Source organism: Streptomyces sp. NPDC038213 (assembly GCF_055600495.1).
Map to the genome: position 1 here is coordinate 41,059 of NZ_JBVJYM010000011.1, position 15,355 is coordinate 56,413.

Annotated in this window: 13 protein-coding genes; 4 read left to right on the top strand and 9 right to left on the bottom strand. The window is 74.8% G+C overall.

Annotated features, from left to right (window positions below; translation table 11 throughout):
* Positions 1 to 271 precede the first annotated feature (271 nt).
* The 5 genes from ACZ7JZ_RS17895 to ACZ7JZ_RS17915 are packed head-to-tail and all read right to left on the bottom strand — an operon-like array spanning position 272 to position 5,956.
* Entirely contained in the window at positions 272 to 1,081 is an 810-nt protein-coding gene (locus tag ACZ7JZ_RS17895; RefSeq protein ID WP_470939868.1) for a type III pantothenate kinase, read from the bottom strand.
* Positions 1,081 to 2,070, bottom strand: coding sequence for a carboxylating nicotinate-nucleotide diphosphorylase (gene nadC / locus ACZ7JZ_RS17900; protein ID WP_470939872.1), 990 nt, complete (start codon positions 2,068 to 2,070; stop codon positions 1,081 to 1,083). Before nadC ends, ACZ7JZ_RS17895 begins: the two co-directional genes overlap by 1 nt.
* Positions 2,071 to 2,085: 15 nt before the next feature.
* Positions 2,086 to 3,783 (bottom strand): L-aspartate oxidase, encoded by a 1,698-nt coding sequence (locus ACZ7JZ_RS17905; RefSeq protein ID WP_470939875.1) that lies wholly within the window; start codon positions 3,781 to 3,783, stop codon positions 2,086 to 2,088.
* On the bottom strand, positions 3,780 to 4,937 hold the full coding sequence (panC, locus tag ACZ7JZ_RS17910) for a pantoate--beta-alanine ligase (protein ID WP_470939878.1): 1,158 nt from the start codon (positions 4,935 to 4,937) through the stop codon (positions 3,780 to 3,782). Before panC ends, ACZ7JZ_RS17905 begins: the two co-directional genes overlap by 4 nt.
* Positions 4,934 to 5,956, bottom strand: a complete 1,023-nt coding sequence (locus ACZ7JZ_RS17915) for a Rossmann-like and DUF2520 domain-containing protein (RefSeq protein ID WP_470939881.1) — start codon at positions 5,954 to 5,956, stop codon at positions 4,934 to 4,936. The genes panC and ACZ7JZ_RS17915 overlap by 4 nt, the downstream gene beginning before the upstream one ends.
* A 189-nt stretch (positions 5,957 to 6,145) precedes the next feature.
* On the opposite strand from ACZ7JZ_RS17915, the gene ACZ7JZ_RS17920 reads away from it, so the two are divergent.
* Positions 6,146 to 7,402, top strand: coding sequence for a threonine aldolase family protein (locus tag ACZ7JZ_RS17920; protein ID WP_470939883.1), 1,257 nt, complete (start codon positions 6,146 to 6,148; stop codon positions 7,400 to 7,402).
* Positions 7,403 to 7,903: 501 nt separating this feature from the next.
* Positions 7,904 to 9,451, top strand: coding sequence for a M28 family metallopeptidase (locus ACZ7JZ_RS17925; protein WP_470939886.1), 1,548 nt, complete (start codon positions 7,904 to 7,906; stop codon positions 9,449 to 9,451).
* An 85-nt stretch (positions 9,452 to 9,536) separates the two neighbouring features.
* Here the strand turns inward: ACZ7JZ_RS17925 and ACZ7JZ_RS17930 are convergent, their stop codons facing one another.
* Positions 9,537 to 10,535 carry an SAM-dependent methyltransferase gene (locus ACZ7JZ_RS17930; RefSeq protein ID WP_470939889.1) on the bottom strand — a complete coding sequence of 333 codons (999 nt, stop codon included), beginning with the start codon at positions 10,533 to 10,535 and terminating at the stop codon, positions 9,537 to 9,539.
* A gap of 107 nt (positions 10,536 to 10,642) precedes the next feature.
* Between ACZ7JZ_RS17930 and ACZ7JZ_RS17935 the strand changes: the two genes are divergently transcribed.
* Entirely contained in the window at positions 10,643 to 11,845 is a 1,203-nt protein-coding gene (locus ACZ7JZ_RS17935) for a sensor histidine kinase (protein ID WP_470939892.1), read from the top strand.
* Positions 11,846 to 11,848: 3 nt separating this feature from the next.
* On the top strand, positions 11,849 to 12,526 hold the full coding sequence (locus ACZ7JZ_RS17940) for a response regulator transcription factor (protein WP_470939895.1): 678 nt from the start codon (positions 11,849 to 11,851) through the stop codon (positions 12,524 to 12,526).
* Positions 12,527 to 12,617: 91 nt separating this feature from the next.
* Here ACZ7JZ_RS17940 and ACZ7JZ_RS17945 read toward each other — a convergent pair whose 3' ends face one another.
* The 3 genes from ACZ7JZ_RS17945 to ACZ7JZ_RS17955 all read right to left on the bottom strand — a co-directional run bounded on the left by ACZ7JZ_RS17945 (position 12,618) and on the right by ACZ7JZ_RS17955 (position 15,355).
* Complete coding sequence (locus ACZ7JZ_RS17945; RefSeq protein WP_470939898.1) at positions 12,618 to 13,232, bottom strand: hypothetical protein; 615 nt, start codon at positions 13,230 to 13,232, stop codon at positions 12,618 to 12,620.
* A gap of 282 nt (positions 13,233 to 13,514) precedes the next feature.
* Complete coding sequence (locus ACZ7JZ_RS17950) at positions 13,515 to 14,867, bottom strand: PH domain-containing protein (RefSeq protein ID WP_470939901.1); 1,353 nt, start codon at positions 14,865 to 14,867, stop codon at positions 13,515 to 13,517.
* Positions 14,864 to 15,355, bottom strand: a complete 492-nt coding sequence (locus tag ACZ7JZ_RS17955) for a PH domain-containing protein (protein WP_470939904.1) — start codon at positions 15,353 to 15,355, stop codon at positions 14,864 to 14,866. Before ACZ7JZ_RS17955 ends, ACZ7JZ_RS17950 begins: the two co-directional genes overlap by 4 nt.

Here is a 15,355-nt window from a genome sequence, read left to right on the forward strand (position 1 = left end):
AGAAGATACGCGCTAATCGGACAAAATTCCCTTAGCGGGGGGCTGCGGCGCGGCGGATTACGTCGGGTGGGCGGGGTTCGGGGGACCGTTGGAGGGCCGTCCGTCGGGTGCGGGTGGCGGGGGGCGGGCGGGGGCCCTGCGGGGCGGGTCCCCTACCCGCCCTTTCACCGTTTCCCGGGCTGCGCCCGGAACCGCTTCGGGGGCTCCGCCCCCGGGCCCCCGCGCCTCACACGCCGGCGGGGCTGGATTCGCCGGGATTGCCGGGGGCCGGTCAGCCGAAGGTGGGGACGTTGCGTTCGTAGACCAGGCGGAGGCCGATCAGGGTGAGCCAGGGTTCGTGCTGGTCGATGGTGGCGGCTTCGCCGAGGACCACGGGGGCCAGGCCGCCGGTGGCGATGACGCGGACGTCCGAGGGGTCGCCCTTCGGGCCGGCCAGTTCGCGGCGCATCCGGGTGACCACTCCGTCCACCTGGCCCGCGAAGCCGTAGACCACGCCGGACTGCATCGCCTCGACGGTGCTCTTGCCGATGACGTTGCGGGGGCGGGCCAGTTCGATCTTGCGGAGCTGGGCGCCGCGGACGCCGAGGGCCTCCATCGAGATCTCGATGCCGGGGGCGATCACCCCGCCGGTGTACTCCCCGCGGGCCGAGACCGCGTCGAAGGTGGTGGCCGTACCGAAGTCCACGACGATCGCCGGGCCGCCGTACAGCTCGACGGCGGCGACCGCGTTGATGATGCGGTCGGCGCCGACCTCCTTCGGGTTGTCCATGAGGATGGGGACGCCGGTCTTGATGCCCGGTTCGACGAGGACGGCGGGGACGTCGCCGTAGTAGCGGCGGGTGACCTCGCGCAGCTCGTGCAGGACGGACGGGACCGTCGAGCAGATCGCGATGCCGTGGATGCCGTCGCCGAGTTCGTCGCCGAGCAGCGGGTGCATCCCCATCAGGCCCTGCATCAGCACGGCCAGTTCGTCGGCGGTGCGGCGCGGGTCGGTGGAGATGCGCCAGTGCTCGACGATCTCGTCGCCGTCGAACAGGCCGAGCACCGTGTGGGAGTTGCCCACGTCGATGGTCAGGAGCATCAGCGTGCCGCCTCGCGCAGGTCGAGGCCGATGTCCAGGATCGGGGAGGAGTGGGTGAGCCCGCCGACGGCGAGGTAGTCCACGCCGGTCTCGGCGTACGCGCGGGCGTTGGCGAGGGTGAGGCGGCCGGAGGACTCCAGGACCGCGCGGCCCTTGTTGTGCCCGCGGTTGAGGGCCACGGCCTCCTCGGTCTCCGCCGGGGTGAAGTTGTCGAGGAGGATCAGGTCGGCGCCGGCGTCCATGACCTCGCGGGCCTGGTGCAGGGTGTCGACCTCGACCTCCACGGGGACGTCCGGGAAGAGCTCCCGTACGGCCTTAAAGGCCTGGGCCACGCCGCCCGCGGCGACCACGTGGTTGTCCTTGACGAGGGCCGCGTCGGAGAGGGACATGCGGTGGTTGACCCCGCCGCCGCAGCGGACCGCGTACTTCTCCAGGGAGCGCAGGCCCGGGGTGGTCTTGCGGGTGTCGCGGACCCGGGCGCCGGTGCCCTCCAGGGCGTCGGCCCAGGCGCGGGTGGCGGTGGCGATGCCGGAGAGGCGGCACAGGATGTTGAGGGCGCTGCGCTCGCCGGTCAGCAGGTCGCGGGTGCGGGCCGTGACGGACAGCAGGACCTGGCCGGCCTCGACGCGGTCGCCGTCCTCGGCGTGCCGCTCCACCTCGAAGGCGTCCTCGCAGACCACGGACAGGACGGCCTCGGCGATGCGCAGGCCGGCGACCGTGCCGTTCTCGCGGGCGGTGAAGTCGGCCGTGGCGACGGCCTCTTCGGGGACGGTGGCGACGGTGGTGACGTCGACCCCGCCGTCGAGGTCCTCGGAGAGGGCCATGTGCGCGATGTCCTCGACCTCGACGGGGTCGAGGCCCGCGTCGGCGAGCAGCTGGGCGAGGGCGGGGTCGAGGCCCGACTCCTCGGGGCCGCAGGCGCAGTCGTCGCCGCAGCCGCCGGGCTCGCCGGAGTCGCCGGGGACGAGGGGAAGTTCGGAGGTGCTCACGGTCGGTGCTCCTGCTCAGGGGGTGGCTACGGGAGGGAAGGCGGGGGTGTCGGTCGCGGTGACGACCAGGGCGCGCCGCTCGGTGGCGGAGATCCGGACCACGAGGTGGCGCCGCCAGTGGGCGTCGTCGCGGTCGGGGTGGTCCTCGCGCCAGTGGCAGCCGCGGGTCTCGGTGCGGCGGCCGGCGGCGGCGACCAGGACGCGGGCCACGCACAGGAGGTTGGTGGCCTCCCAGCTGTCGGTGCCCGGTTCGGCGGTCTTGCCGTGCGTTTCGAGGTCCGTGAGGGCGGCGCCGTAGAGGGCTTCGAGGGAGTCCGCGGCGGTCTTCAGGGAAGCGGCGGAGCGCAGCACCCCGGCGCCCTGGGTCATGATCCGCTGGATGGCGAAGCGGGTGTCGCCGGACAGGAGCGGTCCGGTGGCGGGTACGTGGACGACGGGGCCGGCCGGGGGTTCGGCGGCGGCGGTCGCGGTGATGTCGGCCGCGATGCGCTCGGCGAAGACGAGGCCTTCGAGGAGGGAGTTGGAGGCGAGCCGGTTGGCGCCGTGGACTCCCGTACAGGCGACCTCCCCGCAGGCGTACAGGCCGGGGACGGTGGTGCGCCCGCGCAGGTCGGTGCGGACCCCGCCGCTGGCGTAGTGGGCGGCGGGGGCAACGGGGACCGGCTCGGTGACCGGGTCGATGCCGTGGGCGCGGCAGGCGGCGAGGATGGTGGGGAAGCGGTTCTCCCACATCTCGGCGCCGAAGTGCCGGGCGTCCAGGTACATGTGCGCGGCGCCCTGTTCCTGCATGCGGCGCATGATGCCCTTGGCGACGATGTCGCGGGGGGCCAGCTCGGCGAGCTCGTGCTGTCCGAGCATGAAGCGGACGCCGTCGGCGTCGACCAGGTGGGCGCCCTCGCCGCGCACCGCCTCGGAGACCAGGGGCTGCTGGCCCTCGGCGCCCGTGCCGAGGAAGAGCACGGTGGGGTGGAACTGTACGAACTCCAGGTCGGAGACCTCGGCCCCGGCGCGCAGCGCGAGGGCGACCCCGTCGCCGGTGGAGACGGCGGGGTTGGTGGTCGCGGAGAAGACCTGGCCCATGCCGCCGGTGGCGAGGATGACGGCGGGGGCGTGGACGGCGCCGACCCCGTCGTGCTGGCCCTCGCCCATGACGTGGAGGGTGACACCGGCGGTGCGGCCCTGCGCGTCCTGGAGGAGGTCGAGGACGAGGGCGTTCTCCACGGTCTCGATGCCGGCCCGCTGCACGGCGGCGACCAGGGCCCGGGAGATCTCGGCGCCGGTGGCGTCGCCGCCGGCGTGGGCGATCCGGCGGCGGTGGTGGCCGCCCTCGCGGGTCAGCTCGATCTCGCCGGTCTCGGCGGAGGTGTCGAAGACGGCGCCGGCCCCGATGAGGCGGCGTACGGCGTCGGGGCCCTCGGTGACCAGGAGGCGGACGGCCTCCTCGTCGCAGAGCCCGGCTCCGGCGACCAGGGTGTCGTCCTCGTGCTGGCCGGGGGTGTCGCCCTCGCCGAGGGCGGCGGCGATGCCGCCCTGGGCCCAGCGGGTGGAGCCGTCGTCGAGGCGGGCCTTGGTGACGACCACGGTGCGGCGGCCCGCGGCGGCGCAGCGCAGGGCGGCGGTGAGGCCCGCAACCCCGGAGCCGACGACCACGACGTCGGCCTCGATCGCCCAGCCGGGGGCCGGGGCGTGCAGTCGTATGCCTGTGCTGCTCACTGGTGTGCTCCGTGCTCGGGGGCCGTGTCGGTGTCTGGTCCGGGGCCGGGGTGGCGGGTGGTTCCGGTTGTGGTTCCGGTTCCGCTTCCGGAGGTGGTCCCGGTGGTGGTCCCGGCGGTGGTGGCCGGGGGGCCGAATACGACGGGGATGTTGTCGATGAGGCGGGTGGTGCCGACCTTGGCGGCGACGGCGAGGACGGCCTCGCCGGTGAACCCCTCGGGGACCTCGGTGAAGTCGGCGGGGTCGACGAGGGCGAGGTAGTCGAGGGCCAGGGGCGGTTCGGCGCGGGCGGCCTCGTCCAGGACGGCGCGGGCTGCGGCCCGTACGGCTTCCGGGAGGCCGGAGGCGGCGGCCGAGACGGCGTGCGCGTCGGCGGAGGCGCGGGACTCGCCGAGCCGGGCGAGGGCGTCGGCGCGCTGGTCGGTGGCGGGGGCGGCCTCGGCGCGGGCCCGCAGGGCCACCTGGGCGGCGAGGCGGTCGCGCCCGGCGAACAGCGCGCGGGAGAGGGCGAGGGCGGTGCCGCGCTCGGGTGCGGACAGGTAGCGGTTGCGGCTGGAGAGGGCCAGGCCGTCGGCCTCGCGGACGGTGGGGACGCCGTGGACCTCGACGGGGAAGTTCAGGTCGCGGACCATGCGCCGGATGAGGGCGAGCTGCTGGGCGTCCTTCTGGCCGAAGAGGGCGAGGTCGGGCGCGGTGAGGTGGAGCAGTTTGGCGACGACGGTGAGCATCCCGTCGAAGTGGCCGGGGCGGGTGGCGCCTTCGAGGCGGGTGCCCATGGGGCCGGCGGTGATGCGGACCTGGGGTTCGCCGCCCGGGTAGACCTCTTCAGTGGCGGGGGCGAACACGGCGTCGGCACCGGCCTGTTCGGCGATCTTCAGGTCGGAGTCCAGGGTGCGCGGGTAGCGGTCGAGGTCCTCGCCGGCGCCGAACTGGAGGGGGTTGACGAAGACGGTGACGACGACCTGGCCGTCGGGGCCCGCGAGTTCGCGGGCGGTGCGGACGAGGGTGGCGTGGCCCTCGTGGAGGGCGCCCATGGTCATGACGACGGCGCGGCGGCCGGTGGCGTCGCCGGTGACCGTGCCGGATCCGGTACCCGTGCGGGTGCGGGGCAGGGCGCGGAGTTCGGCGGCGGTGTGCAGCAGGGCGGTGGTCATCGTGCGCCTCCTTCGGGGCCGGCCGTGCCGTCGTCGCTGCCGGGCCGGTCGTCGCCGCTGTCGCCTGCTTCGCGTACGTCGGGGGCTTCGCGGTGGCCGCTGTTGAGGACGCCGAGGAGGTCCTCTGCGAGTTCGGGCTTGAGGAGGCCGTGGGCCAGGGCCCGGTCGGCGGTGGTGCGGGCCATCGCGAGGTAGCCGTCGACGGTCTGCGGGGCGTGCTTGCGCAGTTCGGCCACGTGCGCGGCTACCGTACCGGCGTCTCCGCGGGCGACCGGGCCGGTCAGGGCCGCGTCGCCGGAGCGCAGGGCGTTGTCGAGGGCGGCGCCGAGGAGGGGGCCGAGCATCCGGTCGGGGTGGGAGACCCCGGCGGTGCGCAGGAGCTCCATGGACTGGGCCACGAGGGTGACGAGGTGGTTCGCCCCGAGGGCGAGGGCCGCGTGGTAGAGCGGGCGGGCCCCCTCCGCGATCCATTCCGGTTCGCCGCCCATCTCGATGACGAGGGCCTCGGCGGCCAGCCGCAGCTCCTCGGGGGCGGTTACCCCGAACGAGCAGCCCGCGAGCCGCTGGACGTCCACGGCCGTGCCGGTGAAGGTCATGGCGGGGTGCAGGGCGAGCGGCAGGGCCCCGGCCCGGCGGGCGGGGTCGAGTACGGCGGTCCCGTACCGGCCCGAGGTGTGCACGAGCAGCTGGCCCGGCCGTACGGCCCCGGTCTCGGCGAGGCCGGAGACCAGTCCCGGGAGGGTGTCGTCGGGGACGGTCAGCAGCACCAGGTCGGCCCTCGCGAGCACCTGCGCGGGCGGTACGAGCGGTACGCCGGGCAGCAGGTCGGCGGCGCGCCGCCGGGAGGCGTCGGAGACGCCTGAGACGGCGACGGGCCGGTGGCCGGCGAGCTGGAGCGAGGCGGCGAGCGCGGGGCCCACGCGGCCGGCTCCGACGACTCCGACGGTGAGCCGGGCGGGGCGGTCCTGCGGGGCGGGCTGCGGTGCGGGGTGCGCTGCCGGGGGCGGTGATGCGTTCACGCGGGAGGGCCTTCCGTTCCAGTCCGCGAGGGGTACCGGACGTTACGTCGCCATGCTATCCGCTGGCTTTGGGGCGGCCAGGCGTACCGGATCCGGGGGGGGGCGGGGAGGCGGGACGGGGGGAGGAGCCGGGGTAGGGGCGGGGGTAGGGGCGGGGGAATTCCGTGGCCGGGCCGCGGACCGGGGGTGATGATCGTCCGTATGACGGACAGGACGGATGGGAGCAGGCGCATGGGCGCGGACGTGGGTGCGGACTCGGACCCGAAAGCGGACCCGGACCGGGACCCGGGTACGGAGGTGGGGGCGGATGCGGCCCCGGAGGCCGAGCGGCGGCGGCTGGCGGCCTGGCGCGGGGCCGCGCGGCGGTTGACCTTCGGCACCCTGGAGCCCACGCTGCGCGAGCACCTCGACTGGCTGTCCGAGCACGCGGGCGGGGTGTACGACCTGGACGAGCCCGCGGACATCTACGGGAACCGGGTCGTGGCCGAGCTGGAGCGGCGGGTGGCCGCGGTCCTGGGGACCGAGGCGGCGGCCTTCTTCCCCTCCGGGACGATGGCCCAGCAGGTCGCCCTGCGGTGCTGGGCCGGGCGGACCGGCAACCCGGTGGTGGCGATGCACCCGCTGGGCCATCCGGAGGTGCACGAGGACGGGGCGCTGTCGGTGCTGACGGGGCTGCGGACCGTCCACCCGACCACGGAGTCCCGCCAGCCCACGGCCGAAGAGGTCCGCGCGCTGCCGGAGCCCTTCGGCACGCTGATGCTGGAGCTGCCGCTGCGCGACGCGGGGTTCGTCCTGCCGACGTGGGAGGAGCTGGAGGAGCTGGTCGCGGCGGCCCGGGAGCGGGACGCGGTCGTCCACTTCGACGGGGCGCGGCTGTGGGAGGCCACGGAGCACTTCGGGCGGCCGCTGGCGGAGATCGCCGGGCTGGCGGACAGCGTGTACGTGTCCTTCTACAAGTCGCTGGGCGGCCACTCGGGGGCGGCGCTGGCCGGGCCGGCGGAGCTGGTCGCGGAGGCGCGGGTGTGGCGGCACCGGTACGGGGGCGAGGTGTTCCGGCAGTTCCCGGCGGCACTGGCGGCGCTGATCGGGCTGGAGCGGGAGCTTCCGCTGCTGCCGTCGTACGTGGCGCAGGCGGGGGTCGTCGCGGCGGCGCTGCGGGAGGGGTTCGAGGGGGCGGGGGTGCCGTGGTTCCGGGTGCATCCGGAGGTTCCGCATACGCACCAGTTCCAGGTGTGGCTGCCGTACGGGGCTGACGCGCTGACGGAGGCGGGGGTGCGGCAGGCCGAGGAGGACGGGGTCGCGCTGTTCCGCCGGTGGTTCGCGGACGGGCCGCCGGGGGTCGCGGTCACGGAGGTGACGGTGGGCGCGGAGGCGCTGGCGTGGACGGCGACGGAGATCCGCGAGGCGGTGGGCGGGCTGGTCGCGCGGGTGCGGGGGGCGGGGTAGGGCGGCTGCGGGTGGGCGGGGCCGGCTGCGAGCCGGGGTCGTGGGGCGGGTGGGTGCCCGCTGTGCCGGGACGGGGTGCGGGCGGTGGGCCGCTGCGCGGGGCCTGTTCCCCACCCCGCCCCCTCCCGAAAGCAGGGGCTCCGCCCCCACACCCCCGCGCCTCAAACGCCGGCGGGGCTGGATGTTGCCGGGGGTGGGTGGGGCGGGGGCGGGTGGGTGGGTTTCGGGGCTCCGCCCCGGGCCCCGCGCCGCAAGCGCCGGCGGGGCTGGATTCGGCCGGGGTGGGTGGGTCGGGTGCGGGTGGGGATAAGGGGGTTATGTCCGGGGCCGGTTGGAGTACGTACGGGATGCGGCGCCGTGTCGACGTACCGATATATGGAATTCATAAACCGGAATCAGCGAAAACTCTGGCCAGATCGGCCCCCCGGTGTCTAACGTGCGTGCACCGCTCCACCTTTCCCCCACAGTTCGCGCGCTTCAGCCTGCCGTGAAAGGACCTCCATGCCCTCACGCCGTATAGCCGCAGCCACCGCCGCCCTGGCCGCTGCGGCTCTCGTCTCGCCGCTCGTCCTGGCGGGACCCGCCGGAGCCACCAGTCCCGCGAGCGACGCCGCCCGCGCGGACGCCCTGGCCCGGAAGCTGGTCAAGGAGACCACCGGCAAGGACGCCTTCAAGCACCTCAACGTCTTCCAGTCGATCGCCGACTACAACAACGGCCACCGCGCCGCCGGCTCCAAGGGCCACGAGCAGTCCGCCAAGTACATCGAGGGCGTGCTGAGGAACGCCGGGTACACCGTCTCCCGCGACGAGTTCGACTTCGTGTACGTCGAGACCCTCGCCGAGACCCTGCGCGTGAACTCCCCCGCCGAGCGCGACGTACCGGTCAAGCTCATGACCTACACGGCGAGCAGCCCCGAGGGCGGCGTGACGGCGAACCTCGCCGCGGCCCCCGTGGACGCCGACGGCACCAACGGCTGCGAGCCCGGCGACTTCGCCGCGGGTGCCTTCACCGGCAAGATAGCCCTGGTCAAGCGCGGCGGCTGCACCTTCGCGACCAAGCAGCTCAACGCCTTCGCGGCCGGCGCGGTCGGCACGGTCATCTACAACAACACCGCGGGCACCCTCAACGGCACCATCGGCGACCCGACCCAGGGCAAGATCCCCACGGGCGGCATCACCCAGGCCGACGGCGAGGCGCTCGCCGCCGAGCTCGCCGCGGGCCCGGTCGAGGTCACCCTCGACACCCGCGAGCTGCGCGAGACCCGCAAGACCTGGAACGTCATCGCCGAGACCAAGGGCGGCGACGCGAACAACACCGTCTTCCTCGGCTCGCACCTCGACTCCGTCGCGGCCGGCCCCGGCATCAACGACAACGGCTCGGGCTCGGCCGGTCTGCTCCAGACCGCCATCCAGCTCGGCAAGTCGAAGGCCAAGGTCAAGAACAAGGTCAAGTTCGCCTGGTGGTCCGCGGAGGAGTTCGGCCTGCTCGGCTCCGAGGCCTACGTCGCCAAGCTGACGGAAGACCAGAAGAAGCAGATCAAGCTCTACCTGAACTTCGACATGATCGGCTCCCCGAACGCCGCCTACTTCGTCTACGACGGCGACGACTCGGACGGCGTCGGCGCGGGCCCCGGCCCCGAGGGCTCGGCCCAGATCGAGAAGGGCATCACGGACTTCCTCGACTCGAAGAGCATTCCGCACGAGGGCACCGACTTCAGCGGCCGCTCCGACTACGGGCCGTTCATCGCGGTCGGCATCCCGTCCGGCGGTACCTTCACCGGCGCCGAGGGCATCAAGACCGAGGCCCAGGCCGCGAAGTTCGGCGGCCAGGCGGGTGTCGCGTACGACGTGAACTACCACGCGGCCGGCGACGACATCACGAACATCGACAAGAAGGCGTTCGACATCAACATCGACATCATCGCCGACGCGGTGGGTCACTACGCCTTCGACCTGGCCCCCCTCACCAAGCCGGTCGTCTCCCAGCCGACCAACGGCGAGGGCAGCGGCGGCGGTCTGCACGACGACCACGACCCGGCCGCCGAGTAGGCAGCAGGAGCAGCAGTAGGCAGTGCTAGGCAGTAGGGGCGGGGGCCGGGCGGTTTCGTCCGGCCCCCGCTGTGTCGTCTGCGGGCTACAGCGGGTGCGGGACGCCCTGTGCCCGGACCAGCCAGCCGAAGTCGCCCAGGCCGCCGCGGGCCGTCAGCTCCGCCGCCTCGCCGGCCGCCGCAAGGGCCCGTACGTAGCCCGCCGGATCGGTGGAGGCGAGGGCCAGCGGCGGGCGGGTGCCGTGGACGCCGAGGGCGGACAGGGCCTCGCGCTGGGTGAGGAGGCGGTCGCCGGGGGCGGCGCAGGAGTCCAGGGCCACGTGCGCCGTCACGTCGCAGCCGCCGTCCGGGACCGGGCGCACCTCGCGGCCCTCCCGGAACCCGGCCAGGGTGCCGTACGGGGGCCGGGCCTCCCGGGTGTGCGCGTAGTCCACGGCCACCGCGAGCCCGCGCTCCACGCACGCGGCGGCGGCCGCCCAGGCCTCGTCGCGGGTCCGGCCGATCTCCACCCGGCCGCCGCCCGCCCCGTCCGGCTGCGGCCACCAGCGCTGCGCCCAGTCGCGGTCGGCCGGGGACAGGGGCCCGCCGGGGCTCTCCTCGCCCCCGGCGTCCACGAGGACGTACCGGCCGTCCTCGGCGATGTCGAGGGGGACGTTGTCCAGCCACTCGTTCGCGAAGAGCAGGCCGGTGATCCCGGCGGGCGGCTCGGCGGTCCAGGTGATCCGCGGGTCGAGGCCCGCGGGGCGGGGGGCGCGCTCGACGGCGTACGGGCGGACCCGGGCGGCCACCGGGCCGGGCAGCGCGGCGAGCACCCCGGACACCAGCTCCCCGCCGCCCGCCGCCATGTCCACGAGGTCGAGGACGGGCGGCCCGCCGAGGGCCCCGTCGACCCTTTCGAGCAGTCGGGCCACCGCCGACGCGAACAGCCCAGAGGCGTGTACGGAGGTCCGGAAGTGGCCGGAGGGGCCGCGTCCGCCGGGGCGCACGTAGAAGCCCCCGGGGCCGTACAGGGCCTGTTCCATGGCGTCGTGCCAGGTCAGGGGCCATACGGCGGACGGCGCTCCGGCCGCGTGCTGAGTGCTCATCGCACAAAGGCTAGGCTGCCTGTCCACCTTGGGGAGTACGCGCCTGCGGGATGGATCGCCCCTCCGGTTGACTCGGGCACCTGTCTGCCTTCCCTACGCTGGGTGGCGTGCAACGGTTCTACGACTTCCTCCGCAGACACCCGACGGGCGTCGACACCTTCTGGGCTGTCGCGCTCCTCGGGCTCACGATGCTGGAGCTCGTCGAGCCGTACCACTCCCCCGCGGACCGGCTGAAGGCGCTCCCCGCGATCCTGGCCCTCTGCACGGTGGCCGCCCTGCGACGCCGGCAGCCGCGGAAGATGCTGTGGCTCACCATCGGCACCGGGGTCTACCAGCTGGCCGCGAACAGCCAGCCCAGCCTCGCCAACCTCGCCATGCTGGCGATCCTCTACACCATCGCGGGCGCGGACGTGCCCCGCTGGGTCTCGCGCACCGCGCTCGGCTGGGGACTGCTCGCCGCCCCGCTGGCGGCGGTCCGCTGGCAGTTCGACAAGGGCAGCACGCAGGACAGCCTGATGTTCGCGGTGTTCCTCACGGTGCCCTTCGCCCTGGCGTGGGTGCTCGGCGACTCGGTGCGCACCCGGCGGGCGTACTACGCCCAGCTGGTCGAGCGCAACGAGCGGCTGGAGCGGGAGCGGGAGGCCCAGGGGAAGGCGGCGGTGGCCGCCGAGCGGGCCCGGATCGCCCGCGAGCTGCACGACGTGGTCGCGCACAACGTGTCCGTGATGGTGGTGCAGGCCGACGGGGCCGCGTACGTCATGGACGTGGCGCCCGACCAGGCCAAGGAGGCCCTCAAGACGATCTCCGGGACGGGCCGGCAGGCGCTCGCGGAGATGCGGCGGCTGCTCGGGATCCTGCGCACCGGCGAGCCGCAGGAGTCCGAGGACTACGTGCCGCAGCCGGACGTGGAGCAGATCGAGGTACTGGTCGAGCAGGTCCGCACGGCCGGGCTCGACGTGGACTTCCAGGTCGAGGGCGCCCCGCGGCAGCTGCCCAGCGGGGTGGAGCTCACGGCGTACCGGATCGTGCAGGAGGCGCTGACGAACACGCGCAAGCACGGGGGTCCGCAGGCGAAGGCGAGCGTGCGGCTGGTCTACTTCGACGACGGGCTCGGCCTGCTCGTGGAGGACGACGGGCGGGGCGCGGCCGAGGAGATGTACCGGGACGGCGGCGCCGACGGCGCCGGGCACGGACTGATCGGCATGAGGGAGCGGGTCGGCATGGTCGGCGGCACCCTGGACGCGGGCCCGCGGCCGGGCGGCGGCTTCCGGATCAGCGCGCTTCTGCCCCTCAAAGGAAAGGGATCTTGAGAGATGTCCATCCGCGTGATGCTGGTCGACGACCAGATGCTCCTGCGTACCGGCTTCCGCATGGTGCTGGCGGCCCAGCCGGACATGGAGGTCGTCGCCGAGGCGGGTGACGGGCTGGAGGCGCTGGAGGTGCTGCGGGCCACCACGGTGGACGTGGTGCTGATGGACGTGCGCATGCCCCGGCTCGACGGGGTGGAGGCCACGCGCCGGATCTGCGAGCCGGAGAACCACCCCAAGGTGATCATCCTGACCACCTTCGACCTGGACGAGTACGCCTTCTCCGGGCTGAAGGCGGGGGCGAGCGGGTTCATGCTGAAGGACGTGCCGCCCTCGGAGCTGCTGGCGGCGATCCGCTCGGTGCACAGCGGGGACGCGGTGGTGGCGCCGTCGACGACGCGGCGGCTGCTGGACCGGTTCGCGCCGATGCTGCCGACCACGACGGCGGAGCCGCAGCACAAGGAGCTGGAGCGGCTGACCGAGCGGGAGCGCGAGGTCATGATGCTGGTGGCGCAGGGCCTGTCGAACGGCGAGATCGCAGCCCGGCTGGTGCTCTCGGAGGCCACGGTCAAGACGCACGTGGGCCGGATCCTGACCAAGCTGAACCTGCGCGACCGGGTGCAGGTCGTGGTGCTCGCGTACGAGACGGGGATGGTCCGGGCGGGCGGGGGCCCGCAGGGCTGAGCGCGTCCGCCGCGCCCCTGGACGGAAAGGGCGGCCGGCGCCGGGGGAGACTCCGGCGCCGGCCGCCCTTCGTCCGGGTGCACAGCGCTGTCTAGCGCTCGACCATCTCGCAGCCCGCGGCGAGGACGTCGAGGCGGGCGTCGTCGGCGCTGACCAGGTCGGCGCTGATCCCGCACTCGATGCGGTCGAAGCCGCCGTTGCGGCTGAAGACGGTGTCGTTGCCGCCGCGGCCGCTGAAGGTGGTGGTGACGGGGACGGTGCTCCAGCCGTCGCTGTCGATGAGGCGGTCGTTGCCCTCGCCGCCGATGAGCACGTCGTCGCCGTCCTCGCCGAGGAGGTCGGAGACGATCGCGGTGTCGTTCTGCACCCGGTCGTCGCGGTCGCCGAGGAGGGCGAGGATCCGGTAGCTGCCGGCGACGGTGCCGCAGCGGGCGAGGTGCGGGTTGACCTGGACGCAGCCGGGGCCGGCGGACAGCGGGCTCGCGCTGTCCGTGACGTAGAGGTGGGGTCCGGAGGCGTAGAAGCGGACGTTGTTCACGTCCCCGGGCCGGGCCTCGAAGCGGGTCTCGCCGCCGCGCCGGGTCACGAGCGAGGGCGCGGCGGAGGCGGGGGCCGCGAGGGCCAGCGTGGTGCCGAAGGCGACCAGGAGGGTGGTCAGGGCGGTGGCGGTGGTGCGTACGCGGCGGGGCGGGCGCGGGGTCTTCATGGGCGTGTCCCTCGGATGGTGGGCGGCGCGGGGGCCGGCGAGGACCCCGGGGCGGCAGCCCGGAGGGCGGTCCGCCGTCCCTGCCCTACCCGGGACAGGCCGGGCGGGCCGATAATCGGCCCGGAGTTGCGCCGACCGGGCGGCCACACCCCCCGTACGGGCCACCCCCGCACCGCCGTCCGGCCCATGTCCGCCGCGCCGGGCCGCTGCCCCGTCCCGGCCGTGTCCCCGGCCCGCTCGGCTCCCCCGGCCGCCTCCCCCGCCGCCGTCCCCGACGGGCCGTCAGTCCTGCCCGGGTCCGGTCATCCAGCGGTCCGGGCGGGCGTCCGCGCGGCCCGTGCGGGAGCGGTCGGCCTGCTCGCGCAGCAGCCGGGCGGCCTCGTCTGCGGCCCGCAGCCGGGCGGTGACCGTACCGTCGGCCCCGGTGTCCACGTGCAGGTCGGCCAGGCCCCGGGCCCGCTCCCAGGGGCCCTGGGTGAGCCGTACGCTCTGCACCTTGGCGTGCGGGACGAGCTCCGTACGGCGGCAGACCCGGCCGCGGGTGGCGGCGAAGACCCGGTCGGTGAGCGCCAGCCCGTACCCCTTCCACCAGACCGGGACCACCCAGCGCGCACCGCGGTCCGGCGCGGGCTCGAAGACCAGGGCGTCCAGCTCCATCCCGGGCAGCACCCGGGCCACCAGCCGGACGGCCGCCTCCCGCTCGGCCACCGGGACCAGTACGTCGTTCGAGGAGCCCGCCACGGCCAGCTCCACCCGCACCCAGCCGCGCAGCCGCCACAGCAGCGGTTCGACGATCCGCACGGTCTGCACCCGGCCCGGCGGGACCGTCTCGTGCGCCCGGTCCAGCAGCCCGTGGTCCAGCCGCAGCCCGTCGGGGGATTCGGCGACCGTCCAGTCGTACTCGGTCAGGAAACGGCCGGCGGTGGCGGCCCAGACCCCGCCGAGCACCGGCAGCAGGGTCACCGCGGCAGCCGTCAGACTGTCGCTGAGGCGCCAGACCACGAAGGGGGCGGTGATCCCGCCGAGCAGGGCCGCCCAGACGCCCAGGCTCAGCAGCAGGGCCGCCGCGAGCCGGCCCGGCGCGACCCTCAGCAGCTCGCTGACCGGGGCCTCGCCGACCTCCGCGGCCGTCTCGGGGGCGAAGCCGGCGGCGCGGGCGAGCAGTTCGGCGCGCAGCGCGCGGGCCTCCCCCTCGCCCAGGTAGGCCAGCTCGTCCTTGTCGTCGGTGCCGATCACGTCGAGTTTGAGCTTGGCCACCCCGGCCAGGCGGGCCAGCAGGGGGCGGGTGACGTCCACGGCCTGGAGGCGGTCGAGGCGGATGTGGGCGGTGCGGCGGAAGACCAGGCCGGTGCGGATGCGCAGTTCGGTGGCCGTGATGCTGTAGTGGGTGAACCACCAGCTCAAGAATCCGTAGAGGCCGGCCAGAACGAGCAGGCCCGCGAAGGCCAGCACCCCGATGAGCGTGGACAGGTGCCCGGACCACTCCCGGGCCCGGTCCGGCTGGTTGAGGACCAGGCCCGCGAGTACGGCTATCGGCGCCCAGGCCCGGCGCAGCGGGGTGACCGGGTGGAGCCGCCGCTCGGGCACGGGGGCTGCGGGCCCGGGGGCCGCTTCGTGTCGTCCGTCCCCCGTCACAGCCCCGCCGACCTCGCCTCGCCGAGCTCCGTCAGCCGGTCCCGCAGCCGCTCGGCCTCCCCGGGCAGCAGCCCGGGGATCTTCGCGTCGGTGGCCGCCGCCGCGGTGTGCAGCTGAACGGAGGCCAGGCCGAAGCGGCGTTCCAGCGGTCCCGAGGTGACCTCGACCAGCTGCATCCGCCCGTACGGCACCACCGTCTCCTCCCGCCACAGCACCCCCCGGCTGATCAGGAGGTCGTCGGCGCGCTCGGCGTAGCGCCAGGACCGCCAGTTGCGGCCCAGCAGCACCCAGCCCCAGCCGAGCAGGGCCAGCGGCAGCGCCGCGAAGGCCGCCCAGGCCGGTCCGGCCAGCACCCCGAGCAGGATCCCGGCGGCCAGTGCCGCCGCCCCCAGCCACAGGACGAGCAGCAGCCGGCGCAGGCTCAGCAGCCCGCCGGGCAGTGCGGTCCAGCCCGGCTCGGCCCGTTCCTCTTGCGTCCCCGTATCCAT

Coding starts and splice junctions, on each gene's coding strand:
- panC (WP_470939878.1), bottom strand. CDS start 4,937: ATGACCACCGCCCTGCTGCACACCGCCGCCGAACTCCGCGCCCTGCCC.
- ACZ7JZ_RS17955 (WP_470939904.1), bottom strand. CDS start 15,355: ATGGATACGGGGACGCAAGAGGAACGGGCCGAGCCGGGCTGGACCGCA.
- ACZ7JZ_RS17925 (WP_470939886.1), top strand. CDS start 7,904: ATGCCCTCACGCCGTATAGCCGCAGCCACCGCCGCCCTGGCCGCTGCG.
- ACZ7JZ_RS17920 (WP_470939883.1), top strand. CDS start 6,146: ATGATCGTCCGTATGACGGACAGGACGGATGGGAGCAGGCGCATGGGC.
- ACZ7JZ_RS17930 (WP_470939889.1), bottom strand. CDS start 10,535: ATGAGCACTCAGCACGCGGCCGGAGCGCCGTCCGCCGTATGGCCCCTG.
- ACZ7JZ_RS17945 (WP_470939898.1), bottom strand. CDS start 13,232: ATGAAGACCCCGCGCCCGCCCCGCCGCGTACGCACCACCGCCACCGCC.
- ACZ7JZ_RS17895 (WP_470939868.1), bottom strand. CDS start 1,081: ATGCTCCTGACCATCGACGTGGGCAACTCCCACACGGTGCTCGGCCTG.
- ACZ7JZ_RS17940 (WP_470939895.1), top strand. CDS start 11,849: ATGTCCATCCGCGTGATGCTGGTCGACGACCAGATGCTCCTGCGTACC.